The organism is Paracoccus sp. (in: a-proteobacteria), assembly GCF_030538495.1.
Taxonomy (GTDB): domain Bacteria; phylum Pseudomonadota; class Alphaproteobacteria; order Rhodobacterales; family Rhodobacteraceae; genus Paracoccus.
In genome coordinates, this window is sequence record NZ_JAUNTW010000016.1 from 1 (window position 1) to 23433 (window position 23433).

Here is a 23433-nt window from a genome sequence, read left to right on the forward strand (position 1 = left end):
GCTCCCGGTGTCAGCACGATCTTCGCGATCAGCAGCCGCAAAGAGTCCGCGGGTTGCTGGCATTCTGCCGGTTGGTTGAGCGCCTCGGTCAGCGTAGGTTGAGTAATCGCCCGACGCGCGGAACTTTCATCTCGCGCAGCGGGGCGGGCGATTGCGGTGGTCAGGGCCGACGCGTAGCCAGCCGGGGTTTGATAATCCAAGGCCGAATGGGGACGCTCGGTGGTGTAGGCTACGGCCCAAGCCGCGATCACGACGCGCGCATGGGCTAGGTTGCAGAACATTGTCGCGTTGAGCAGCTCGGCGCGCATCCGCAATGGGATCACTTCGGCGCAAGGACTGGCGGCTTCCATCGAATACCCACCCGTGGAAGAAAGCGCGAAGAGGAATTCGGCCTTCACCGTCGATCTTTCATCATCAAGGCGCAGCAGGGGCAGGCATCTGGGGGGCCCCCGAATCAGAGATTGTGCGCGTCTATCTCAGCACGATTCGAACCTGCGATGCGCCGCCGACGATTATGATTGGAACCTTGACCTTTTTCAGAATGCGGTGTCGGCAGCCGTCATTCCTTAACGCCGGCTGCTGAGGATTAGGCGCCCCGTCAGTACGCCTTTGCGAAGATCGCATCAACGGTTGTTGGCTTGCCTGTCAGGATACAGGTGCCTTCGGTCCCGCTCTGACGATACGGAATGCACCTTATGGTGAGGTTCAGATCCTTGAACTTTTCTTCATCCTCGGCCGTGCCCCCATTTGGCGATAACAAACCCCTGACCCGGCTCAAAGAACGCCTTCATGTCGTCGAACGACATGATGCCTTCAGTGGTCATTTCGGCGCGAAAGGCCGCAGCCGCGTCAAACATGGATGCCTGCACCTGTTCGAAAGGCGCAGCCACCGAATTGACAAAGTCGTCGCGTTTTTGAACGGCGCCACCTGCATCCAGCGCATCACGACGGTGGGCCATGACCACGCCACCATCAATATCGCGCGGCCCGATCTCGACAACGACAGGGACGCCTTTCTTCATCCATGACCCGCGTTTTTCAGCAGGATTCATGTCACGTTCGTCGATGCGCACGCGCAGCGGTTCGCGCGCAAAGTCAACGGCGCGCAGCCGGTTTGCCAGATCGTGGCATGATTGCATCACCTCATCATTGCGCGAAGGATCACGCAAGAGCGGCACGATGACCACCTGCTGCGGTGCCAGACGCGGCGGCAATCGAAGGCCATCATCATCGCTGTGGACCATGATGAGCGCACCGACCAAACGTGTCGAGACGCCCCAAGACGTGGTGTAGGGCGTCTTCTGGTCGCCATCCCGATCAAGGAAACGAATCTCGCTTGCCGTGGCAAAATTTTGGCCAAGGTTGTGCGACGTTCCGGCCTGCAAGGCGCGGCCGTCTTGCATCATCGCTTCAATGGTGTGGGTCTCAACAGCACCCGGGAAGCGCTCTCCGTCAGATTTTTGCCCACAGGTCACCGGGATCGCCATGAAATCTTCGGCAAGTTGGCGATAACAGTCCAGCATCATGCGCGTTTCGGTGTCGGCCTCGTCGGCCGTCGCATGTGCTGTATGCCCTTCTTGCCAGAGAAATTCGGACGTCCGCAAAAACATACGCGGGCGCATTTCCCAGCGCACAACATTTGCCCATTGATTGATTTTTACCGGCAGATCCCGGTAACTCTGTATCCATCGCTGAAACGCATTCGTAATCATTGCCTCGGATGTCGGGCGCACGATAAGCGGGCTTTCAAGCTTCCCGTCGGGCACAAGACGTCCATCTTCGCCTTTTACCAAACGATGATGCGTGACGACGGCCATTTCTTTGGCGAAACCGTCAACGTGATCCGCCTCTTTCTCGATCAGTTCAAGTGGAATAAATATCGGGAAATAGCAATTGTCGTGGCCGGTGGCCCGGATCATGTCATCAAGATGGCGCTGAATTCGTTCCCAGATGGCATAGCCCCAGGGCAACATAATCATGCACCCTCTGACACCCGAATGCTCGCCCAATCCTGCAGCCGTTATGACGTCCTGAAACCAGCGCGAGAAGTCCTCATCCCGGGTCACCGCTAAGGCTTTTCGTCTGCTCATGGCCTGTCTGCACCTGTGATTCTTTACAACGGTCGTATTTTCTTGGTGTCTATCTGGTTGCAACTGAATCTACCGGCGTTTGCCTTGGGTCCGGCCAAGGGGCGAATGCGCGGGTAATCAGGGGGCATCTTTGTGTGAGGGTCATCCTGCGTGGCCCACCGGATGACATCCGCTCCGACAACGGCCCGGGTTTCATCGCGGGGAAGACACGGCACCGGATCAAAGCATCCTGCCGATGGACCAACGGCCCGTGATGCACGAACAATCAAACCCGATCACCCGATGGGGGCGCTCCCGCCAATGACAGCACCAGAAACGGCCAGCGCAGGATATGCGGGAACTGAACCCCGGCGAAGGCATCACTTGGCGAACCGGGCGGCACGGTGCAGGGCCGTTCCATGCCGCCGAATGGTTATGGACCTGCAACAATGTCAGCCTTGCAACCTGTGGGCAAGCGCACCCAGATCCATCAGCGCGCGGGTGACATCCGAATCCAGCGGGCCAGAGAGGCAGAACCGCAGGCTGTGACGGCCCGCCGCGCCAAGGCTGAACATGTCACCTTTCGCAATGGCGATGCCAAGTGCTTCGGCATCTCGGTGGAAGGTTTCCATGTCGATTGTCGCCGGCAGTTCGACCCAGTGAACAAAGCCCCCCACCGGCGCATGGTAGCGTGTCTCTGCGGGAAAATGCGCCGATACCAGCCGCGCGAAGCCAGCCGAAGATTGCGCGAAGCGGCCGCGCAATCGCGCGACATGCGCCGCATGATAGTCGCGGCGCAGGAACTCAGCCAGCACCGCCTGCGGCAGGCTGGACACCGACAGATTGCGCCCATGCATCTGCGCCAGCACTGCCGGGTAATGGCGCCCCGGCAGACACCAGCCGACGCGATAGCCGGGCGCGACGGTCTTGGTAAAGGACGAACAATAAAGCACGTTACCGGGGGCCAATGCCTTGATCGGCGCGACTTTCTGCCCTTCGGGCAGAAGATCATGGAACACGTCACCTTCGATGATCGCGACACCTGCGACCTTGGCCAACGCGACCAGATGTCGGCGCGACGCGTCAGACATCACAAAGCCGCAGGGGTTATGCAGCGTCGGGTTCAGGAAAATCGCCGCAGGCGGGCGCGTTCGCAGCGCGCGGGCCACCTGGTCAAGGTCGATGCCGTCCGCCCCCACCCGGATCGGGACGGCGCGCATCCCGACATGTTCGATGGCCTGCAATATGCCGAAATAGGTCGGGTCTTCGACGATGACGCAATCACCGGGGCGGGCGACGGCCAGCAGGGCCAGCTCCATCGCGACGGTGTCGCCAGCGGTCACCAGCACGTCGTCGGCGGTGCAATCCACCCCGCGCAGGACCATCAGCCCGGCAATGCGCCGGCGAAGTTCCAGATCCCCCGGCGGCGGAATGAACCCGGCGGCGCTGTTCTGCGCGCGGGCGACTGCCCCCATGCAGCGCCCTAACAGCGCGGTCGGCACGAGACTGTGACTGAGAACCGCCGAGGCGAGCGGCAGCAAATCCCCGCGCCTTGCCTGCTCCATCATCGCCACGACCTTGTGATCGACGCGCACATCGACCCCGTCCAGTGCAAGCGCCGGGGCCGTCCTGTTGCTGTCGGCCACGAAATAGCCCGATCGCGGCAAGGCGATGACCTGCGCGGAATCCACCAGATCGTCAATCGCGCGCCGCGCGGTATTGAGGCTGATGCCAAACAGGCACGACAGGTCACGCAGCGACGGCAAGCGATCACCGGGTGCGAGCGTCCCGTCCTCGATCTGTCGTAACCGCCAGTCGCGCGGCGTGTGCCACAGCCGTTCGGCCTGACGGCCTGGTCGGGCAGGCGACGCGGTCAATGCGGGATCGCCCCGGTTCATGCGAGGCCCGTCGCGGCCTTCCTGTCGCATCCCAACACAACCATCTGAATAAACCGTAAAAACCTATTCTATTGGATCATCTGTGTCCTGTTTTTGTCAATCACCTGTCACTCGTCAGGGATGGCGAGGGGCGCTACCAATCGACTTCGGGTGGCCGATTGGTAAATCCCCGGAGGAGTAGAATGTTCCCAAATATCAGCGGTTTGAAAGATCATCTTAGTAATCCGGGTGCGCAATCCTGCGCGCCCGCCGCGCATCATGTGGCGGGCCAATCGGCACTAAGATCGCGGCATGAAGATGGCCTTCCTTCATGTGAAAGGCGTTCTGTTGCCCGAAATCTGACAGAAACGGATGCGGGCGACCGGGCTTGTGGCTCTGACCAGAACGGCCCGCGACGAGCCGGATTGTGCCAAGTTGATGGCCGGGCGGATCGCCGTGCTCAAAGACGCGCGGCTCGGCCATGCCGATGTCATGGCGATTGCTGCGTATGCCGAACCTCCGCCCGGCGCGCGGGCTTTTCTCGACCGGTTCGTCGGATTTGTCAGGTCGTCTTGATCTGCCGGGCCTTGGCCGAGTTTCTGATGCCGCTTGCGCCGAAGCTCGGCTGGCCATCCATAGGCCGCCCCAACCGGCGCTGCGGGGATGACGGCCCGCGCCATCCTGAAATCGGCCACGTCTTCACCCCAACCACTTAACCAGCCCAAGGTCAGACAAAGATAACCATCATGCTCGCCCTTATTCAGGTCTCGCCCATTCTTGCGGTGCTTAGCTGTTTGCTGATCTTGCGCCGCCCCCCGGTGCAGGCGGCGCTGGTCGGCGTTGTGCTGACCTGCGCGCTGTGGCTGATGGGTTTTGGCACGCCCGAGGCGTCCGGCATCGCCCAAGCCGCCCTGCTGGACACGCTGGTTCTGTTTGCCAGCACGGCGTTTGTCATCGCGCCGGGGCTGGCTTTCGTTATTCTGATCGAGCGCCTTGGCATCAATCAGCGGCTGGCCGATTGGGTGCGCGATCTGGGGTGGAGCCGCGCGCAACAGGTCGCCTTCATCGTGCTGGGCCTTGCGCCGTTGCTGGAGTCCATGACCGGGTTTGGCGTGTCGCTGATTGCGACGGTGCCGCTGCTCCTCAGCCTGTTTCCGCGACCGGCGGCTTTGCGCATGTCGCTGACTGGCATGGCGGTGATGCCATGGGGGACGCTGGGGCTGGCCACGGTCATCGGTGGGGCCTTGGGCTGATCGCGCTTGCCCTTGCCGGTGCGTTCCGCCTGCGCGCGATGGGTTTGCTGATTGCAGTATGGGCGGTGTTTGTCGCGGCGCTGTTTGCGTTGTCGCGCATCGTCGGCCCCGAGATCGCGGGGGTTGGTGCCGGAGCCGTGACGCTGGGGGCGGGTGTTCTGATGGCCCGTGCGCGCAAAGCATCAGCTCGCTGGCCGGGGGCGGCATGGCCCTATCTGGCCCTCTTCGGCGTCATTTTGGGGCTGAAGCTGGGCGGCCTTGCGACCGGGCTGGATCAGGCCGTGATCGTTCAGGGCGCGGCGATCACATGGAAACCGCTCGCCTCGCCCGGCCTTGCCCTGCTGCTGGTTCTGGTGCTGATATTGGCACGGCAGGACAGCCGGGCTGTCGCGGTCGGGTTCGGTTCCGCGTGGCTGAAACGGGTCTAGAAACCGCTGGCGACGATTTTTTTCTTCCTCCTGATGTCGCAGGCGCTGCTCAAGGGCGGGTTCTTCGTCAACCTGCAATCGCTTTTGTCTGCCCTTGACAGCTTTATGCTGGGGCCGCTGGTGCGGCACTTGCAGGGCTTGGGGGCTATGTGACCGGGTCGAACCTGGGCGGCAATGCCATCTTCATGCCATCGGTCGCCGCGCTTGCGACGCAGGGTCAGCCGTGGCTTGCCGCGATGCAGAACAGCGGCGCGGGGCATGGCGCGCTGGGGTCTTTGTCGATCATCGCCTTGGTGCTGGGGCTCGCCCGTTCCGACAAGGCCGAAGAACAGGCACTGGTCCGGTTTGGCTTTGGCTTGGTCTGCCTGAACACGGTGCTGGTGGGGGTGTGTGGCACGGTTTTGATGGTGGTTTTTCGGTGAACAGGCGGGGCAAACCCGCGCCGGTGTCCAATGATGCTTTCGCAATCATCCTGCGAATTGCGAAAAAAACCGCCGACCATCAGCAGAATTACCGATGGCCGCAGTATCGCTTGCCGTAAAATCATGAAGCCATCCTGCGTCACACCGTGGGATGCCGCGCCCCCCATCACAACGCCGCCTTTCCCCATGCGGCAACGGCGGTGCGGAATTGGCGCATGAAGGCGCGGCCGGGGGCGTTCAGGGGGCGGGTCGCGGGGATCAGGAAGCTGGTTTGATACAAAATCTCGGGGGCGAAGGGGCGGGTGATCAGCACGCGTTCGCTGGGGTGGATGATCGGGAACGGGCAGAGGATCGACAGGCCCAGCCCCTCGCGCACCAAAGCGGCGGCGGCGGCGCCGGTTGTGACTTCGGCCACGCGGCGGGGGCTGATGTCGGCGCCAGCAAAGATGCGTTCCAGCCGGGCGCGGATCATCTGGCCGCGCGCCATCATCACTATGGCGGTGCCGTCCAGATCATCAGGCGTGATGCGGTCGCGCGCGGCCAGCGGGTGATCGTGGCGCATCACGCAAACCGCAAGGGCTTGATAAAACGGCACACGTTCCAGCTTGGAATGGGTCAGTTCCGCCGTGGTGATGCCCAGATCGGCGTCATTGGCCGCAAGCCTGCCGATCATGTCGCGCGATGACGCGGTTTGCAGGCTGACCGGCTGGCCGGGATTGGCGCTGATGAAACGCGCGATCTGAGCGGGCAAAAAGGCATGTGTGATGCTGGGCGGCGCGATCAGGCGCAGCGTCGCGGGGCCGGATCGGCCATCGTCCAGCCCCTCGATCGTGCTGAGCGCGTCAAACAGGCTGTCGAGCCGTGTGTTCAGCAACACCGCTTCGGCCGTGGGGTGCAGCCGTCCGCCGCGCCGCGCGAACAACATGACGCCGCGCCGTTCTTCCAGCTGCGCGATGGATCGCGACACCGAGGGCTGCGACACCCCCAATTGCCGCGCCGCCGCCGCGGTTGATCCGGTCGCCATCACGGCGCGGATGACTTCGTATTCGCGCAGGCGGCCCCAGTTTCGCGGCATCGGCGCTGTCCTATGCGGTTTGTGAATAATTCTATAGCTTGGATGAATAGTATTCTGAATTGCGCGCCGGTGCCAAGCCGCTACGGTGATCATGTCAGCGCGGCTGGCACCAACAGGAGGAAAAACATGCATAAACAATTCAGCATCCCTGCGCTGGCGGCCGCTACGGCGCTGGCGCTGGTCATGCCGGCGGCCGGGGCCGAGCTGCGCATCGGGGTGGCGGCGGAACCCAGCTCGGCCGATCCGCATTTCCACAATATCGGCACCAACAACCAGCTGCGCCGTGGCGTGTTTGAATCGCTGGTCGATACCGACGAAACGCAGGCCCTGCGCCCCGGTCTGGCCGAAAGCTGGGAAGCGGTGGACGACACCACCTGGAAATTCAACCTGCGCAAGGGTGTTAAATTCAGCGACGGGTCGGATTTCGATGCCTATGACGTGATTTATTCGGTCTGCCGCATCCCGAATGTGCCGGATTCGCCGTCGCCGTTCACCACCTATACCAAGGCCGCGACCGGGTTCGAGGTGCCGGATCCCCACACGCTGATCGTCAAAACCGCGCAGCCCTATCCGCTGCTGCCGGTCGAATTTGCGACCTGGGGCATTATTTCGGCCAAGGCGAACGGCGTTGACGGCGCGGCGATTGAGTTCACGCCCGAAGGCTGCGGCGATCTGACCTATCCCGCGACGCAGGATTTCAACGATGGCAGCGCCGCGATTGGCACCGGCCCGTTCCTGATGACCCAATATCGCCGCGGCGAAGGCATCACGCTGGAGCGTAACCCCGATTACTGGGGCGAGCCTGCGCCGTGGGACAAGGTCACGGTCCGCGCGCTGACTGCTGATGGCCCCCGTGTCGCTGCGCTGCTGGCGGGCGATGTCGATCTGATCGAAAACCCGCCCTTGCAGGATCTGGCCCGGCTGGAGGCCGCGAATGGCATCGACGTGGTGCAGGGCATTTCCAACCGTGTGATCTATGTCCATCTGGACAGCGACCGCGACCAATCGCCGATGATTTCGGGTGCCGATACCAACCCGCTGAAAGATGCGCGCGTTCGCGAAGCCCTGTCGCTGGCAATTGACCGTCAGGCGATTGTGGATCGCATCATGCAGGGCGTTGCCGTCCCGGCGGGCGAATTGCTGCCCGCAGGCATGTTCGGCGCCCATGCCGAAGGCGACATGCCCGCACCCACAGCCGACGCGGCCCGCGCGCGTGAATTGCTGGCCGAGGCCGGTTATCCTGACGGGTTCAAAATCACGCTGGCCACGCCGAACGACCGTTACATCAACGATGCGCAGGTAAGCCAAGCGATTGCCCAGATGTGGACCCGCGCGGGGGTTGCGACGGAAATCGACGCCTCAACGTCCTCGACGTTCTTTTCGCGGCGCAACAATCTGGAATTCTCGGCCTATCTGGCGGGCTGGGGGTCCGGCACCGGCGAGATGTCGTCACCGCTCAAGGCGCTGGTGGCGACGCATGATCCGTCGCGCGGTTATGGCGGTGCGAATGGCGGGCGTTTTTCGAACCCCGAATTCGACGCGGGCCTGACCACGGCGCTGAACACGGTGGACGATGACGCGCGCCAGACCATGCTGCGCGATCTGTCCACGCAGGCGATGACGGTCGATTACGCGGTCCTGCCGATCCATTTCGAGGTGACGCCCTGGGCGATGCGGGGGACGATCCACTACACCCCGCGCGTGGATCAATACACGCTGCCCTATCACATCCGCCCCGCCGACTAAGCGCGGCGTGATCTGAACGCGGCGCCCGTTCCGGCGGGCGCTGCCCCCCTTTATCCCTTAGCGACAGGACGACACATGCTGGTCTATCTGTTACGCCGGATCGCGCAATCGCTGTTTGTGGTTGCGGCGATGATGGTGATCGTCTTTTTCGGCATCTATATGGTCGGGAACCCGGTCGATATTCTGATTGCCCCCGACGCCACCCCCGCCGAGATCGAGGCCGCCAAGATCCGCTTTGGCTTTGATCAGCCGGTCTATGTGCAGTTCTTCAACTTTGTCATCAACGCGCTGCAAGGCGATCTGGGCCGCAGCTTTGTTCATGGCGAAAGCGCGGTGCGCCTGATCGTGCATTACATGCCCGCCACGATGGAGCTGGCGATGCTGGGGCTGATCTTTGCCATCGTGATCGGTGTGCCGCTGGGTGTTTATGCGGGCTATACCTCGGACCGGTGGCAGGGCAGGGCGATCATGACCGGGTCGATCTTTGGCTTTTCGCTGCCGAATTTCTGGGTGGGGATGCTGCTGATCCTGATCTTTGCGGTGCATCTGCGCTGGCTGCCCTCAACCGGGCGCGGCGACACGGTCGAGGTGTTGGGCCTGCGTCTGTCGGTGTTCACCATGGACGGGCTGCGCCATATGATCCTGCCCGCGCTGACGCTGGCGCTTTACAAAGCGTCGCTGGTCATCCGTCTGGCCCGCGCTGGCACGCAAGAGGCGCTGACGCAGGATTACGTCAAATTTGCCCGCGCGAAGGGGTTGTCGGAAACCCGCATCCTGATCGTGCATGTGCTGAAGAACATCATGATCCCCATTGTCACCGTGCTGGGGCTGGAGCTGGGTTCGATGATCGCCTTTGCCGTTGTGACCGAAAGCGTCTTTTCATGGCCCGGCATGGGCAAGCTGCTGATTGATTCCATCCGCCAGCTGGACCGGCCTGTGGTCGTTGCCTATCTGATGATGACGGTGCTGATCTTTATCGTCATCAACCTGATCGTTGATATTGTCTATACGCTGCTGGACCCGCGCGTCCGCGTCACAGGTGCCGCATGAGCGCGCCGGTGACAACCGCGCCGGTGGCGCGTGCGGCCGCGCCGTGGGGCGGGTATCTGCCCTCGGCCGGGGTGATTGCGCTGGTGCTGGCGGGCTGCGTGCTGGCGCTGTTTCTGGCACCGGGCTGGGCGTCGTTGCCCGCGCGTCTGGTCGCGCTGGTGGCGCTTGTGGCGGCGGGGCGGCGCATCTTGGGCGACCGGATCGGCGCGTATTTCAAGGGGCCTGCGTCCTATGTCGGGCTGTTCTTTCTGGTGCTGTTCATGGTGCTGGCGCTGTTTGCGCCGGAACTGGCGCCGCAGAACCCCTATGACCTGAACCAGATCGACTTTATGGATGGGGTGCTGGCACCGGGGTCGGCCAGCATGGACGGTTCGCTGACCTATCATCTGGGGACCGACAAGCAGGGCCGCGACATCTGGTCGGCCATTCTTTACGGCCTGCGCCTGTCGCTGATCGTGGCGGTGACATCGACCCTGACGGCGATGCTGATTGGCATGGCGGTGGGCGTGTGGTCGGCCTGGGCGGGCGGGCGCGTGGATGCGGTGCTGATGCGGATTGTCGATCTGCAACTGTCCTTTCCGACGATCCTTGTGGCGCTGATGCTGATGGCGGCCTTTGGCAGCGGCGTGGATAAGGTGATCTTGGCGCTGATCATCGTGCAGTGGGCCTATTACGCGCGCACCGTGCGCGGCGCGGCCCTGTCCGAGGCGCGCAAGGAATATATCGACGCCGCCCGCGGGCTGGGCCTGCCGGCATGGCGCATCCTGCTGCGGCATCTGCTGCCGAACTGCATCCCGCCGCTGATCGTGATTTCGACCGTGCAGGTCGCCAATACGATCGTGATTGAATCCTCGCTGTCTTATCTGGGGGTCGGCGTGCCGATCACTCAGCCGTCGCTGGGGATGCTGATTGCGACGGGCTTTGATTACATGCTGTCCGGCCAATACTGGATGAGCATGTTCCCCGGCGTGGCCCTGTTGGGCGTGGTGGCGGCCATCAATCTGGTCGGTGACCGGCTGCGTGACATTCTGAACCCGAGGCTAAGACGATGAGCGTTCTGGAGGTCCGCGACCTGCGGACGCATTTCATGACCGAGGCCGGCACTGTGCGCGCCGTGGATGGGGTCGGTTTCACCGTCGAAGAAGGTCAGGTTCTGGGCCTTGTCGGCGAAAGCGGCTCGGGCAAATCGGTGACGGGTATGTCGATTCTGCGGCTGATCGACCCGCCCGGTCAGATCACCGGCGGCCAGATCCTGTTTCGCGGCCGTGATCTGGTGCAGTTGCCCGCGCGCGAGATGCGGGCCATGCGCGGGCGCGACATTGCGATGATCTTTCAGGATCCGATGATGACGCTGAACCCGGTGCTGCGCATCGACACCCAGATGATCGAGGCCGTGCAGGCGCATGAACGCGTCAGCACCCGCGCCGCCCGCGACCGTGCAGTGCATGCGCTGGCGCGGGTGGGCATCCCGTCGCCCTCCGAACGGATCACCGCCTATCCGCACCAGTTCAGCGGTGGGATGCGGCAGCGTGTGGCGATTGCCACGGCGTTGCTGAACGGCCCGGCGCTGATCATCGCCGACGAACCCACCACGGCGCTGGACGTCACCATTCAAAGCCAGATCCTGTCCGAAATGCAGGCGCTGGGCCGCGAAACCGGCACGGCGATGATCTGGATCACGCATGATCTGGCGGTGGTCGCGGGTCTCGCTCAGACGCTGTGCGTGATGTATGCGGGCCGCGTGGTCGAGGCCGGGCCGACCGATGCGGTTCTGGCCGCGCCCGCCCATCCCTATACGGCGGGGCTGATCGGTTCGATCCCCAGCCACAACCGGCGCGGTCAGCCGCTGGCGCAAATCCCCGGCATGGCGCCGTCGCTGGCCAGCCTGCCGCCGGGTTGCGCCTTTGCGCCGCGCTGCGCTCATGTCCGGCCCGACTGCACCGCAGCCCCGCCGCCCGAGACGGTCCGCGGCCCCGACCGGCGTTTGCGCTGTTTCCATCCACTGACGCAAGGGGGCGCAGCATGACCGATCTGTTAACCATCGAGGGTCTGACCAAACGCTTTGAGCGGCGCCCCGATATGATCGAACGGCTGGCCGCGCGGCTGGGTGCGGAACTGCGCGCCAGCAGCGTGCGCGCCGTGGACGGGGCCAGCTTCACCGTGGCGCGCGGCGAGGTCGTTGGGCTGGTCGGTGAATCGGGCTGTGGCAAATCCACGCTGGGCCGTCTGGTCGCGGGGCTGCTGCCGCCCTCGGGCGGGCGGATCACCTATGACGGCACCGACATCACCCGCGCCGATGCCCCCGCCGCGCGTCAGCGGCGGCTGCGCATCCAGATGATCTTTCAGGATCCGATGTCGTCGCTGAACCCGCGCATGACCGTGCGTGATATCGTGGGCGAGGCCGCCGTTCACCACGGCATCACCACGCGCGCGGACATGCCGGATTATGTCGCGGGGCTGTTGGCGCAGGCCGGGCTGGACCCGTCTTATGCGGGCCGCTATCCGCATCAGTTCAGCGGCGGGCAGCGTCAGCGCATCGGGATTGCCCGCGCGCTGGCCGTCCGGCCCGAATTCCTGATCTGCGATGAAAGCATCGCGGCGCTGGATGTGTCCATTCAGGCGCAGGTCATCAACCTGTTTCAGGATTTGCGCACGCAGCTTGGCCTGACCTATCTGTTCATCAGCCACGATCTGGGCGTGGTCGAACATATCGCCGACCGCGTGGTGGTGATGTATCTGGGCCGCGTGGTCGAAATCGCCCCGACCGGCGATCTGTTCCGCGAACCGCGCCACCCCTATACGCAGGCGCTGATCGAACAAATCCCGCGCATCGACAGCGGCGCGCGCAGCTTTGCCCCGATCAAGGGCGAAATCCCCAGCCCTCTGGCCCCGCCACCGGGCTGCCATTTCCACCCGCGTTGTCCGTTTGCCGTGCCGCGCTGCCGGGCCGAAGTGCCGGCGCTGATCCATGACGGCGCGCGCGCCGCTGCCTGCCATTTGCTTGACAAAGGTGTTCAATGACCGACCATATCCCCGGCGTTCTGACGGTCGAGGGCCGCGACGGCTGGACCATCCCGCTGGTGCTGGACAGCCCCCATTCCGGCACCGATTATCCCGATGATTTCGGCCATATCGCCGATCCCACCCGGCTGCGCTGGGCCGAGGATACGCATGTTCATGACCTTTGGCGCGGGGCGCTGGATCATGGCGCGGTGCTGCTGCACGCGCATTTCCCGCGCAGCTATATCGACGCCAACCGCGCCGAAACCGACATGGACCCCGCCGCCGTCGATGGCACGCCGATGGTCACGCTGGCGCCGGGCGACAAAAGCCGTCTGGGCATCGGGCTGTGCTGGACGCGCGTTCCGCCCGACGGCACGCCGATGTATGCTGGCCCGCTGCCCGCGCAGGCGCTGGATCACCGTATCACGCGCTGTCACCGCCCCTATCATGCGGCGTTGCAGGCGCTGACCGATGCGGCGCATGACCGCTGGGGGCAGGTCTGGCACATCGACTGCCATTCGATGCAGGATCGCGCGTCGGCCATGTCCAATCAGGCGCAGGGAACGCCGCGCCCCGATTTCGTCATCGGTGACCGCGACGGCACCAGCTGCGACCCCGCGCTGACGGCGCTGGTGCGCGATGTGCTGGCCAGTCGCGGCTACAGCGTTTCCGTCAATGACCCCTATAAAGGCGTGGAGCTGGTGCGCCGCCACGGCCACCCCGCGCGGGGCCGCCATTCGATCCAGATCGAGGTGAACCGCCGTCTCTATATGTCCGAAACCGACCGCCAGCCCAATGACGGCTATCCCGACATCCGCGACAGCTTTACCGCGCTGAGCGCCGAGATTGCCCGCTTTATCAAAGGACGTCTGTAATGCGCCAAGGTTCCGCCACCGGCCTTCCGAACCCCTATCCGGTCGAAATCACGCCGCCCGACATTTCGGCCTATGCGGCGGGCAATACCGGCATCCCCTATGTCTGGACCTTTGACAGCGGCCAGCCCGGCCCCCATGCCGCCATCACCGCGCTGGTCCATGGCAACGAACCCTGCGGCGCGCTGGCGCTGGACCGGCTGCTGACGCAGGATTTTCGCCCGCGTCAGGGGCGTTTGTCGCTGGCCTTTATCAACACCGCCGCAGCCGAGGCGTTCGACCCCGACCAGCCCGACGCCTCGCGCTGGGTGGATGAGGATATGAACCGCATCTGGTCGGCGGATGTGCTGGACGATCCCGACCGTCCGCTGACGCTGGAACTGGCCCGCGCGCGCCAGTTGCGCCCGTGGCTGGATACGGTGGACCTGCTGCTGGACATCCATTCGATGCAGCACCCGACCGAGGCGCTGGCTCTGGCCGGTTGGCAAGATCGCGGCGTGGCCTTGGCGCGCGGCATCGGCCATCCGGCGGTGATCGTGCGCGACCACGGCCATGCGCAGGGGATGCGGATGCGCGATTATGGCGGGCTGGGCGGCGATGGCGGCACACGCGCCGCCGTGCTGGTCGAATGCGGCCAGCATTGGGCAGCCAGTTCCGAGGCCGTGGCCCATACCTGCGTGGCGGGTTTCCTGCATCATGTCGGGCTGACCGACGCCGCGCCCGCACCCGGTCCTGCTGCGGACGTGCTGCACGTGACCGAGGCCGTGACGATCCAGACCGATGATTTCCGCTTTGCCGAGGACTGGCGCGGATTTGAACGTCTGGACCAAGGCACCCTGATCGGCACCGACGGCACGGTCGAGATCCGCGCCCCCCATCAGCCCACGGTCCTGATCATGCCCTCGCGCCGGCTATGGGCAGGGCTGACGGCGGTGCGTCTGGCCCGCATTTGCGACGGGTGATGCGGGCGGGGGCGTCCGGGCTGACCTCGGGCGCGCCTGCGTTTTGGATTCACTTTGGCAATTCAGATGCTTGGCGTCTGATCCGGCGACAGCTGATGTTCTGGCTGAGTTGTCTTTTCCCGGCAGGCGCATTTGCATATTGTGCAATTTCTCGGTCCAGCGATGACCGTTGCGTCAGTCACTGTGTGTTGGCTCATGCGAATGAGATGACAACAGGCGGTCGAAAGGTGAAGGGATTGCCTTCGACGCTGGGGCGCTGATGAACACAGATTTGTTCGGTATGACGAACGGTGGCGCAGAACGGACCGATGACCGCAGCCCATCCGCCCGGAAAGCCCGCGTCCCGATGGACCACAGGCCGGTGATGAACTGTCGGTTTCGACTCACCACCACCTCAATACAATGGTATGACTGCTTCCAAACGAAGGAGGTCCATCCATGCACCGCCGCAGCGTGTTGAATAGGGCTGTTCCGACGGCGGCGACGGGGGGCGGGCGGACAGGGAAAACGCATCATCCCCTTAAGGTCGTCGTGGTCGGCGCGGGAATGGCTGGGCTGGCCGCCGCCAAGCAATTGGCAGGTCGCGGCCATGAGGTCATCGTGCTGGAGGCCCGCGACCGGCTGGGCGGCCGCATTTGGACAAGTGACGCCTGGGCCGATGCGCCTGTCGATCTTGGCGCATCCTGGATTCACGAGACGGACGGTAATCCACTTACTCCGCTTGCCCATGATGCTGGCGCAAAACTTATGACGACCAGCTATAACAGCGTGGTTTTTTATGAAGCAAACGGCACGCCGATGAGCGCCGCCCGAGTCGCGCATCTGTCGGCCCTGAAGGCTGTGCATCACGCGGCTTTGGCGCGTGGCCAAGACCAACCGGTTGATCGCCCGGTGCGGGAAACCGTCGAACGTCAGGTGAACTGGCCCAATCTCGCCCCCGCCGATCAGGAGCTTTTATCTTTCATTACCAACAGCACGGTCGAGCAGGAATATGCGGGCAGCCAAGATGACATATCAACCCATTGGTTCGACAGCATGGAGGGATACCAAGGCGCCGATGCGGCATTCGCCAATGGTTATCTGACGGTGATAAACCATCTGGCGCGTGGCCTGAATGTGAAATTGGGTCATGTGGTGAATGAAATTGATTCAACGACACCGAAGGTCCGTATTCTTACCAGCAAGAGCCGCTTTATTGCCGACCGCGTTCTTGTGACGGTGCCGCTGGGTGTGCTGAAAAGCGGGGCCATCCGGTTCACGCCCGCTTTGCCGGATCGAAAACTGGCGGCGATTAATAATCTTGGCATGGGTCATTTCAATAAATGCTATCTGTATTTTCCCGTTCAGTTCTGGCCGGAAAAAGACTGGATGGAATATGTTCCGCCGCTGTCCCAGCATGGGCAATGGAGCCAATGGCTCAATCTGGCGCGGCTGACGGGAAAACCCATTTTTCTTGGCTTCAATGCCGGTGACTTTGCGCGCCAGATCGAGGATTGGGATGACGCTGAAATCGTCGCCAGTGCCATGGCCCGGCTGAAGCTTATCTTCGGGAAGAATATACCCGACCCGATTGATTTTCAAATGACCCGCTGGGGGCAGGATCCCTATAGTTTGGGTGGGTATTCGTTTCATGCTGTGGGTTCCAGCCCCGCCACGCGCGACGATCTGGCTGCCCCTGTTTCGGGCCGGGTATTTTTTGCCGGCGAAGCGACACATAAACAGATGTTTGCGACGGTGCATGGCGCGCTGTTATCGGGACAGCGCGCGGCCGTTGACGTCGAAGGATAGGCTTGCGTCCGGTTTTGGGATTATGACTTTGCGCAAAAACAAAGGCAAGGCCCGGATATGCGGGCTATTTGCGCGATAACGGCCCCATGCGGATGTCTTTATCCGCCGCAAAGGTCCAAAAAACCTAATGGCCGCCGAATGCGTTTTCGTCTGGCATATATCCTGCGCTGACGCGGACCCGTCCGCAGGACAGGGGTGTGATCTGCGCCGCAATTCCCGCCGCGCGGCACAGCGCCACGCCCGCCGCGCAATCCCAGATATTCGTGCCATGTTCGACATAACCCGCCATTCGACCCAAAGCGACCATGGTCAGGGATGCCGCGCAGCTGCCGAGGCTGGTGATGTGGTATCCTTCGGCCTCGGCCTGTTGTTCCAGGGCGCGGCGGTCGGGTTCGGGCCAGATGCGGTTGCGGCCCGTGCCGAATGCCAAGGCCGCGCCGGGGCTGCGCGCGGGCAGCGGGCCGGTGACGTGCAGCGGGCCATCCGCCGCGCCCCATGCCAGAACCGACAGCGCGGGCAGGGCAACCGCGCCCATGACGGGCTGGCCCCCGCGCAACACCGCAATCGACACCGCCCAATAGGGCAGCCCCGACAGAAAGTTCACGGTCCCATCCACCGGGTCAATCACCCATGCGTCGGGGGATGGGGCGCCGCCTTGTTCTTCGCCCAGAATCGCGTCGCTGGGGTAGGCGTCAGAGATCAGGCGGCGGGCCAAGGTCTCGGCCTGCCGATCCACGGCGCTGACGTAATCGGCGGGGCCTTTGGTTTCGGCCTGCGCGCCGGTCTGGAAATGCGCCAGACAAAACGCGCCAACCGCATCGGTGATCTGCGCCAGTTGTGCCAGCCGCGCGTCAAAGGGGCGGTTCACGCCTGCCCCCGATGCTGCGCAATCATCCGTTCCAGCCGCACCGCCGCCGCATGGGCGCGACGATAAAACGCGGCGGGCGGCATGGCATAGCGGTCCTGCGGCGTTTCCAGATTCAGCGGCGTGACATAGGGCGTTGCCGCAATCGCCGCCGTGATCGCGTCCCAGTTCAGCCGCCCGTCAAAGGGCAACAGATGGTCGTCCTTGGCCCCGAAATTGTCGTGAATATGGGTGGCGATCAGGCGGTCTCCGAACCGGTTCAGCACGGTTAACGCGCCGGGTTCGACCAGTTCCCAATGGCCTGCGTCAAAGCACATGCCCACCATATCGGCCGGGTAACGATCAAACAGCGCGGCATACAGGTCCAGCCACGCATCCGCCCCCGCGATGAACAGCGTTTCCACGGCAATGCGCACGCTCAGCCGCAGGCAGTCGTCGCGCAGATCATCCAGCGACGCAAACAGCGGCGTCAGGAACGCTGTCGCCCGGTCGGGCGTCGAAAAGGTGTCGTCGCTGATGTCGATATGCAGCACCACATCGGGCGAACCAAGTGCTGCGGCCAGATCCAGACGGTTGCGGATCAGATCCACGCCCGCCTGACGCTGCCAGTCATGGGGCGACAGGATATCTTTGCGGGTCTCGGCCCCGCCCGACATTTCGGTCAGGCGGTTGCGGCCATTGCTGGCGTGAACGGAATGGGTGCGCAGGCCGCTCTCGGCCACCAGATCGCGGATAAAGGCGATTTCCGACGGCGCATAGATATAGGAACTGCCGGCGTCGGGGTTCCAGTTGATATGCGTAAACCCGGCATCGCGGATCATGCGCAGGGATTGGCGCACACCTTCGTCATACCAACGGTCATGATCGGGCCAGTGCCAGACGGTGATACAGCTGTCCATAAGTGTTCCTTACATTGCGTTGGTTTCGGGGCCTTTGCCCATGCCCAGCCGTTCGGCCAGCATGATCACCGCCAGCGAAAAGCCCATGATCAGCGTGACATAGACCAGATTCAGCGCCTTTTGCTGCGGGTCCGGCACGACTGAATTATCGACAATCGCAATCGGCAGAGGCCGGTTGTTGACGTTATACAAAAAGGCCGACAGCGGATATTCCGTCATCAGATCGTTAAAGGTCATCCCCGCGACCAGAACCGCCGTGGGCGCGACCAGCGGAAAGGTGATGCGGCGGAACCGATACAGGGCGGATGCACCCATCGAGCGCGCGGCCTCGTCATACGCCGGGTCGATGCCGGCAAAGGACGCGCGCAGAAACCGCACCATCAGCGGCAGGATCACGACCATGTAACCGATGGGCAAAATCCAAAAGCCCCCCAGCAGCACCTGATTGAACACCAACAGATTGGGTCGATCAAAGACCGCGATCAAACCGACCGCCAACAGGATCGACGGCACCACCCAAGGCAGGAAAAACGCAATATCCAAGCCCCGCGTAAACCAGTTGCGATGCCGCAGCATCACAGGCACCGCGAACAGGGTCAGCGCCAGACCGGCGGCCACGGCGATCAGCCCCATGCGCATGGAATTGAAAAACGGGGCAAAGGCCGACCCTTCGCTGAACACGCGGATGTAATTTTCCAGCGTCAGCCGCGTGGGCAGGGGATGGATGCCAATATCGGCGGCGGGGCCAAAGGAAAACAGCACGACCAAGGCCACCGGCACGACATAGATCAGCCACATCACCCATGCCACGCCGTGCAGCGCGATATTCGCCACCGGGTTTTGCACCCGGCGCAGGCGGATGGGGACGGGGGTTTTTGCGCCTCCGGCCCGTGCGCCGCGGGATTCGTAATATTGCGCCGCCAAAATCAGCACCATCACCACGACGCCCAACAGCAACGCCAAGGCCGCCGCCATATCCTGACGCCGCAGGCTGTTCAGCGTCAAAATCACCTGCGAGATCATGTAAAAATCCCGCCCGCCCAAGATTTGCGGCGCGGCAAAGGACCCGATGGCGGTGTAAACCGTCAGCAAGATCACCGCCAGCAGCGTGGGCATCAGCACGGGCAGAACGACCCGGCGCAGGATGGTGGTTTCGGATGCGCCCATGGACCGGGCGGCCTCGATGATGGAATAATCCACCCGGCGCATCGCGGCGCGCAGGAACAGGAAATAGAAGCTGGTCATCAAAAAGGTGTGCGCATACAGCACCCCGAACCAGCCGTGAAACCATTTCGGGTCCATCCCCGGGATCAGCCGCAATGTGAATGCGGTCAGCGCGCCCCCCGGCCCATAGGTAAAGTTATACCCCGACGCCGCGATCACGCCGCCAAAGACCAGCGGCACGGCAAAGCCGATCTTCAGGATGCTGCGCCCCCGGACATGGAAATATTCCAGCACGGCGACCTGAAACACGCCCACGATGGTGACGGTCACGGCGGTGATGGCGGTCATCCAGACCGTGTTCCACATCGCTGTGCGCACTCGGTTGGACCCGGCAAGGTCGCTGGCGATCTGGCCGATGGCAAATTCGCCGCCCCGGAAAAACGCGGCATAAAGCGATCCGAACAGCGGCATGATGATGAACGCGATCAGCACCCAGACGGTGACTGCGCAGCCCAGCCAGAACCCGGCGCGTTCAAATGTGATGTTGCGGGTCATGCGTCATCCCCCGCAAAGACATGCACGCCGCTGTCGCGCAGGCTGACCGATACGCGGTCGCCCACCTGAGGCACCGCGCCGCCATGTCGCACCGCCGCCAGACGACCGCCCGGCATGTCACATTCAATCCGGCTGTAACCGCCCAGAAATTCCACATGCGTGACCTCGGCCGGGGCGGGGTCATCGGCGCGGGGTTCGGACAGGATCACGTCTTCGTGCCGCACAAAGACGCGGCCATGTCGATGACCGGTCAGACGTTCCGCCAGTGCGGGCGGCAATTCATTCGCATTGCCGATAAATTCGCAGATAAAGGCCGATGCCGGTTCCGCATAGAGCGTCTGCCCATCGGCCAGCTGTTCAATCCGCCCGCCATTCAGCACCACAATGCGGTCCGACATGGACAGGGCTTCGTCCTGATCATGGGTCACGAAAATCGCGGTAAAGCCAAAATCGGCCTGCATCCGTTTGATCTCGCGCCGCATGGTGATGCGGACGCGGGCGTCCAGATTGGACAGCGGTTCATCAAACAGCAGCACCCGCGACCCCATGACCAAGGCACGCGCAATCGCCACGCGCTGTTGCTGGCCGCCCGACATTTCCGCGGGGCGTTTGTCCAGATGCGCGGCAATGCCCGATGTTTCGGCAATCTGACGCACGCGGGCGTCGATTTCGGCTTTGGGACGGCGGGCCACGCGCATCCCAAAGGCGATGTTTTCATAGGCGGTCATCGTCGGGAACAGGGCATAGTTCTGAAACACAATCCCCACATCGCGCCGTTCGGGGGGCAGGGCGGTGATGTCGCGCCCCTCAAGCAGGATGCGACCGCCCAAGGCGGGCTGAAACCCGGCAATCGTGCGCAAAACCGTGGTTTTGCCGCAGCCCGACGGGCCAAGCAGGCTGATAAACTCGCCGGGGCGCACCGACAGGTTAAAGTCGTTGACCACGATTTTATCGCCATAGCCGATGGCCAGATCGTTGATAATCAGAACAGGTTCCATAACGCCCCCCTTAGGATGCAGAAAGGCGGGGCCAGTGCGGCCCCGCGCTGTCGTTAGCGGATGTCGAGTTCAATCGTCTGCAACCAGCCATCCAGTTGCGGGGCCACAATGTCCCAGTCGATCGGCTGCGGATGGACCATGTTCGCCTGCGCCTGAACCTCGGCCGGAGATGCGGCAAGGGCTGCGGGCAAAGCGGGGATTTGGTTAAACTGGTTGGCATAGGCTGTCATCGTTTCTTCGGACCCCCACCAATCAACAAAAGCCTGCGCGGCGTCCTGTTGTTTGCTGCCGGCCATGATCGCGATGCCTTCGGCGATCACGGGCGTGCCGCCTTCGGTGTCCACGATAACGGGGGTGTAGTCCATGGCCGCCGCGTGACGGAACGCGCCGCCCATCCAGTTCAGGTCAATGACCGCGCCTTCGTTGCGGAAGGCCTGCGTTTTGCCTTCGTCGTCGCGGATTTCAACGCCATTGGCGAAAAAGTCGCGCATGAACTGCCAGCCTTCGTCGCTGATCGTGCCGTTTTCATCGGCAAAGCGCACCAGCATCCCGGCCAGATACACGCGCGTTGTCTGCCACGCCAGATCGCCGATGGTGTATTTGCCCTGATATTCGGGCTTGGCCAGATCCAGCCAGCTTTTCGGCGCGTCATCCGCCGACAACGCGTCGCTGTTATAGGAAATCACGATCGGCGTTTGCCAGAATTTATGCACCATGGCGTCGGGATCGTTGAACTGTTCGGGCAGATCGGCGGCCCAAGCGGGGCTGTAGGCGGCAAACAGCCCTTCTTTCTTCAGCAGGGCCATGGACCCGTCCACCAGACCCATGACGATATCGGCCTGCGGGTTGTTGCGTTCGGCCAGCAGGCGGTCGAACAATTCGCCCCCGCCCGCGTTCAGGATCGACACGTCATGGCCCGCGGCGCGCGCCTGATCGGCAATCCACTGGCCCCGGTCGCCCCCCTGCGGCGAATAGATGACCAGAGGCGCGGCAAGAGCAGGCAGCGCAAAGCACAGCGCGGCGGCGGCGAAAGAAACAGTCCGAAGCATGGGAACCCCCTTTGTGATGATTCTGCCATCAGCATAACGGTGGTTTACGACAGATTAATTACATTTTGTAATTTAATTTAGTGACCCGATCTGGTGACCCGCAAAATCAGTTGCGTGGCGGCGCGTGACCTGCCATCTGGCAGGGATGGACCATGATGTGTTGCCCCCCCTACGGCCGCTATCGGCCAGCGAACGCCAGTTGATCGAACTGGTGCGGCGCGGGGGTGGCGTGGCGCGGGTGGATCTGGCGGCAGGGGCCGGTTTGACCGGCGCTTCGGTTACGCGGCTGGTTGGCGGGCTGATTGATATGGGCATTTTCGACGAGCAGGTCGAACATCAGGGCCGGCAGGGCCAGCCCAAACGCCTGTTATCGCTGCGCGCGGGCAGCGTGTTTGCCGCCGGGATCAGCTTTTCCCTGTCGCGCATGGATATGGTGGTGATCGACCTGACGGGGCAAACGCTTGCGCGCCAATCCCTGAATATTGAAGGCCGCAACGCCCGCGCCGTGGCCGACTGCGCCGCAGAGGCGCTGTCCGCTCTGCTGGACCGCCACAACGTCCCGCGCCATCGTTTTTGTGGCGTCGGTTGCGCGATTCCCGGCAATTTCGGCACCTTCAGCACGCTGATCCGCGCGCATGAGTTTTTCCTTGATTTCGACGATGACCGCGCGATGCAGGCGTTCAGCGATGCCTTTGACGTGCCGGTGTTTATGGAAAATGACGGCGCGGCGGCGGCTTTGGGGGAATATCTGTGGGGCTATCAGTCTGACGATGGCGCGTCGCTGTTTCTGATCCATATTGGCCACGGCTTAGGCGGCGGCGCGGTCATCGACGGGCGCCCGTTCCGAGGCGCGCATGGCAATGCCTGTTTGCCGGGGGTGCTGTTTCCCTATGGCACGCCGCGCCCGACCGGGCAGGATCTGATGCAGGTCTTGCAGGATGGCGGGCAGTCGATTGCCGATTTTGACGCGCTGCGCGACCTGACGACCGCAGGGCGCGCGATTCTGAGCGGCTGGATCAACCGCGCGGGGCGTCAGTTGGGGCAGGCCGCGCGCGTCGTCACCGGCTTGATCGACCCGACGGTGATTGTGGTGGGGGGGCGTCTGCCTGGCCCGGTGAACACGGCACTGGTCGCGGCGGCGCTGTCCGAACCCTTGCCCGGCCCGTCCCGGCGGCTGACGATCCCGCCGCTGCGGGCATCCGTTCTGGGGCCTGCGGGTGGGGCGCTGGGCGCGGCGGGGGTGCCTCTGGCCGCGCAGGTGTTTGGGTAATGCCCCGTCGCAGCATTTGCGCAACAGCGGCAGATAACGAAAAACTGTGCAGAAAAATAGGTTGTTTCCTACGTAGAACCGTGGTTAT

At 63.1% G+C, this 23433-nt stretch carries 22 protein-coding genes and 1 pseudogene; 12 read left to right on the plus strand and 11 right to left on the minus strand.

Annotated elements, in window-relative coordinates:
* Positions 1 to 170: 170 nt before the first annotated feature.
* The 5 genes and pseudogenes from Q4G20_RS12710 to Q4G20_RS12725 form a co-directional block, all read right to left on the minus strand.
* Positions 171 to 311, minus strand: a pseudogene (locus Q4G20_RS12710) (integrase core domain-containing protein); the annotation flags it as partial.
* Positions 312 to 598: 287 nt separating this feature from the next.
* Positions 599 to 778 carry a hypothetical protein gene (locus Q4G20_RS13665; protein ID WP_368660806.1) on the minus strand — a complete coding sequence of 60 codons (180 nt, stop codon included), beginning with the start codon at positions 776 to 778 and terminating at the stop codon, positions 599 to 601.
* The gene (gene proS, locus Q4G20_RS12715) at positions 726 to 2090 is read right to left on the minus strand and encodes a proline--tRNA ligase (protein ID WP_303343828.1); all 1365 of its coding nucleotides are present in this window, start codon (positions 2088 to 2090) and stop codon (positions 726 to 728) included. The genes Q4G20_RS13665 and proS overlap by 53 nt, the downstream gene beginning before the upstream one ends.
* Before the next feature lie 431 nt (positions 2091 to 2521).
* Positions 2522 to 3967, minus strand: coding sequence for a PLP-dependent aminotransferase family protein (locus Q4G20_RS12720; protein WP_303343829.1), 1446 nt, complete (start codon positions 3965 to 3967; stop codon positions 2522 to 2524).
* Between the two features lie 216 nt (positions 3968 to 4183).
* Entirely contained in the window at positions 4184 to 4429 is a 246-nt protein-coding gene (locus tag Q4G20_RS12725) for a hypothetical protein (RefSeq protein ID WP_303343830.1), read from the minus strand.
* A gap of 263 nt (positions 4430 to 4692) precedes the next feature.
* Between Q4G20_RS12725 and Q4G20_RS12730 the strand changes: the two genes are divergently transcribed.
* The 3 genes from Q4G20_RS12730 to Q4G20_RS12740 all read left to right on the plus strand — a co-directional run bounded on the left by Q4G20_RS12730 (position 4693) and on the right by Q4G20_RS12740 (position 6049).
* On the plus strand, positions 4693 to 5199 hold the full coding sequence (locus tag Q4G20_RS12730; protein WP_303343831.1) for an L-lactate permease: 507 nt from the start codon (positions 4693 to 4695) through the stop codon (positions 5197 to 5199).
* Positions 5151 to 5627 (plus strand): hypothetical protein, encoded by a 477-nt coding sequence (locus Q4G20_RS12735; RefSeq protein ID WP_303343832.1) that lies wholly within the window; start codon positions 5151 to 5153, stop codon positions 5625 to 5627. Before Q4G20_RS12730 ends, Q4G20_RS12735 begins: the two co-directional genes overlap by 49 nt.
* 149 nt (positions 5628 to 5776) lie before the next feature.
* Positions 5777 to 6049 carry a hypothetical protein gene (locus Q4G20_RS12740; RefSeq protein WP_303343833.1) on the plus strand — a complete coding sequence of 91 codons (273 nt, stop codon included), beginning with the start codon at positions 5777 to 5779 and terminating at the stop codon, positions 6047 to 6049.
* Positions 6050 to 6215: 166 nt separating this feature from the next.
* Here the strand turns inward: Q4G20_RS12740 and Q4G20_RS12745 are convergent, their stop codons facing one another.
* Entirely contained in the window at positions 6216 to 7124 is a 909-nt protein-coding gene (locus Q4G20_RS12745) for a LysR substrate-binding domain-containing protein (protein ID WP_303343834.1), read from the minus strand.
* Between the two features lie 126 nt (positions 7125 to 7250).
* Between Q4G20_RS12745 and Q4G20_RS12750 the strand changes: the two genes are divergently transcribed.
* The 8 genes from Q4G20_RS12750 to Q4G20_RS12785 all read left to right on the plus strand — a co-directional run bounded on the left by Q4G20_RS12750 (position 7251) and on the right by Q4G20_RS12785 (position 16545).
* Entirely contained in the window at positions 7251 to 8870 is a 1620-nt protein-coding gene (locus tag Q4G20_RS12750) for an ABC transporter substrate-binding protein (protein WP_303343835.1), read from the plus strand.
* A gap of 75 nt (positions 8871 to 8945) precedes the next feature.
* Complete coding sequence (locus Q4G20_RS12755; protein WP_303343836.1) at positions 8946 to 9920, plus strand: ABC transporter permease; 975 nt, start codon at positions 8946 to 8948, stop codon at positions 9918 to 9920.
* Positions 9917 to 10972: an ABC transporter permease gene (locus Q4G20_RS12760; protein WP_303343837.1), complete on the plus strand. Its 1056-nt coding sequence runs from the start codon at positions 9917 to 9919 to the stop codon at positions 10970 to 10972. The genes Q4G20_RS12755 and Q4G20_RS12760 overlap by 4 nt, the downstream gene beginning before the upstream one ends.
* Positions 10969 to 11946 (plus strand): ABC transporter ATP-binding protein, encoded by a 978-nt coding sequence (locus Q4G20_RS12765; protein ID WP_303343838.1) that lies wholly within the window; start codon positions 10969 to 10971, stop codon positions 11944 to 11946. The genes Q4G20_RS12760 and Q4G20_RS12765 overlap by 4 nt, the downstream gene beginning before the upstream one ends.
* Positions 11943 to 12941 (plus strand): ABC transporter ATP-binding protein, encoded by a 999-nt coding sequence (locus Q4G20_RS12770; protein WP_303343839.1) that lies wholly within the window; start codon positions 11943 to 11945, stop codon positions 12939 to 12941. Before Q4G20_RS12765 ends, Q4G20_RS12770 begins: the two co-directional genes overlap by 4 nt.
* Complete coding sequence (locus Q4G20_RS12775) at positions 12938 to 13798, plus strand: N-formylglutamate amidohydrolase (RefSeq protein WP_303343840.1); 861 nt, start codon at positions 12938 to 12940, stop codon at positions 13796 to 13798. Before Q4G20_RS12770 ends, Q4G20_RS12775 begins: the two co-directional genes overlap by 4 nt.
* Positions 13798 to 14757, plus strand: a complete 960-nt coding sequence (locus Q4G20_RS12780; RefSeq protein ID WP_303343841.1) for a succinylglutamate desuccinylase/aspartoacylase family protein — start codon at positions 13798 to 13800, stop codon at positions 14755 to 14757. Before Q4G20_RS12775 ends, Q4G20_RS12780 begins: the two co-directional genes overlap by 1 nt.
* A gap of 438 nt (positions 14758 to 15195) precedes the next feature.
* Positions 15196 to 16545, plus strand: coding sequence for an FAD-dependent oxidoreductase (locus Q4G20_RS12785; RefSeq protein ID WP_303343842.1), 1350 nt, complete (start codon positions 15196 to 15198; stop codon positions 16543 to 16545).
* 124 nt (positions 16546 to 16669) lie between these two features.
* Here the strand turns inward: Q4G20_RS12785 and Q4G20_RS12790 are convergent, their stop codons facing one another.
* Genes Q4G20_RS12790 through Q4G20_RS12810 form a run of 5 tightly spaced genes read right to left on the minus strand, consistent with a single transcriptional unit; the run spans position 16670 to position 22075 of the window.
* A complete protein-coding gene (locus Q4G20_RS12790; protein WP_303343843.1) occupies positions 16670 to 17413 on the minus strand; it encodes an inositol monophosphatase family protein in 744 nt (247 codons plus the stop codon).
* Complete coding sequence (locus Q4G20_RS12795; protein WP_303343844.1) at positions 17410 to 18309, minus strand: sugar phosphate isomerase/epimerase; 900 nt, start codon at positions 18307 to 18309, stop codon at positions 17410 to 17412. The genes Q4G20_RS12790 and Q4G20_RS12795 overlap by 4 nt, the downstream gene beginning before the upstream one ends.
* 9 nt (positions 18310 to 18318) lie before the next feature.
* Complete coding sequence (locus tag Q4G20_RS12800) at positions 18319 to 20028, minus strand: iron ABC transporter permease (protein WP_303343845.1); 1710 nt, start codon at positions 20026 to 20028, stop codon at positions 18319 to 18321.
* Positions 20025 to 21026, minus strand: a complete 1002-nt coding sequence (locus Q4G20_RS12805; protein WP_303343846.1) for an ABC transporter ATP-binding protein — start codon at positions 21024 to 21026, stop codon at positions 20025 to 20027. The genes Q4G20_RS12800 and Q4G20_RS12805 overlap by 4 nt, the downstream gene beginning before the upstream one ends.
* Positions 21027 to 21079: 53 nt before the next feature.
* A complete protein-coding gene (locus Q4G20_RS12810) occupies positions 21080 to 22075 on the minus strand; it encodes an extracellular solute-binding protein (protein ID WP_303343847.1) in 996 nt (331 codons plus the stop codon).
* A 157-nt stretch (positions 22076 to 22232) separates the two neighbouring features.
* Between Q4G20_RS12810 and Q4G20_RS12815 the strand changes: the two genes are divergently transcribed.
* A complete protein-coding gene (locus Q4G20_RS12815) occupies positions 22233 to 23345 on the plus strand; it encodes an ROK family protein (protein WP_303343848.1) in 1113 nt (370 codons plus the stop codon).
* Positions 23346 to 23433: the final 88 nt, after the last annotated feature.

What these genes read in the sequence shown, in the direction of transcription:
- Q4G20_RS12725 (WP_303343830.1), bottom strand. Translation starts at nt 4,429, where the DNA reads ATGGCCGAGCCGCGCGTCTTTGAGCACGGCGATCCGCCCGGCCATCAA.
- Q4G20_RS12735 (WP_303343832.1), top strand. Translation starts at nt 5,151, where the DNA reads ATGGGGGACGCTGGGGCTGGCCACGGTCATCGGTGGGGCCTTGGGCTG.
- Q4G20_RS12785 (WP_303343842.1), top strand. Translation starts at nt 15,196, where the DNA reads ATGCACCGCCGCAGCGTGTTGAATAGGGCTGTTCCGACGGCGGCGACG.
- Q4G20_RS12810 (WP_303343847.1), bottom strand. Translation starts at nt 22,075, where the DNA reads ATGCTTCGGACTGTTTCTTTCGCCGCCGCCGCGCTGTGCTTTGCGCTG.
- Q4G20_RS12765 (WP_303343838.1), top strand. Translation starts at nt 10,969, where the DNA reads ATGAGCGTTCTGGAGGTCCGCGACCTGCGGACGCATTTCATGACCGAG.
- Q4G20_RS12780 (WP_303343841.1), top strand. Translation starts at nt 13,798, where the DNA reads ATGCGCCAAGGTTCCGCCACCGGCCTTCCGAACCCCTATCCGGTCGAA.
- Q4G20_RS12750 (WP_303343835.1), top strand. Translation starts at nt 7,251, where the DNA reads ATGCATAAACAATTCAGCATCCCTGCGCTGGCGGCCGCTACGGCGCTG.
- Q4G20_RS12745 (WP_303343834.1), bottom strand. Translation starts at nt 7,124, where the DNA reads ATGCCGCGAAACTGGGGCCGCCTGCGCGAATACGAAGTCATCCGCGCC.
- Q4G20_RS12770 (WP_303343839.1), top strand. Translation starts at nt 11,943, where the DNA reads ATGACCGATCTGTTAACCATCGAGGGTCTGACCAAACGCTTTGAGCGG.
- Q4G20_RS12805 (WP_303343846.1), bottom strand. Translation starts at nt 21,026, where the DNA reads ATGGAACCTGTTCTGATTATCAACGATCTGGCCATCGGCTATGGCGAT.
- Q4G20_RS12730 (WP_303343831.1), top strand. Translation starts at nt 4,693, where the DNA reads ATGCTCGCCCTTATTCAGGTCTCGCCCATTCTTGCGGTGCTTAGCTGT.
- proS (WP_303343828.1), bottom strand. Translation starts at nt 2,090, where the DNA reads ATGAGCAGACGAAAAGCCTTAGCGGTGACCCGGGATGAGGACTTCTCG.
- Q4G20_RS12795 (WP_303343844.1), bottom strand. Translation starts at nt 18,309, where the DNA reads ATGGACAGCTGTATCACCGTCTGGCACTGGCCCGATCATGACCGTTGG.
- Q4G20_RS12720 (WP_303343829.1), bottom strand. Translation starts at nt 3,967, where the DNA reads ATGAACCGGGGCGATCCCGCATTGACCGCGTCGCCTGCCCGACCAGGC.
- Q4G20_RS12800 (WP_303343845.1), bottom strand. Translation starts at nt 20,028, where the DNA reads ATGACCCGCAACATCACATTTGAACGCGCCGGGTTCTGGCTGGGCTGC.
- Q4G20_RS12755 (WP_303343836.1), top strand. Translation starts at nt 8,946, where the DNA reads ATGCTGGTCTATCTGTTACGCCGGATCGCGCAATCGCTGTTTGTGGTT.
- Q4G20_RS12775 (WP_303343840.1), top strand. Translation starts at nt 12,938, where the DNA reads ATGACCGACCATATCCCCGGCGTTCTGACGGTCGAGGGCCGCGACGGC.
- Q4G20_RS12760 (WP_303343837.1), top strand. Translation starts at nt 9,917, where the DNA reads ATGAGCGCGCCGGTGACAACCGCGCCGGTGGCGCGTGCGGCCGCGCCG.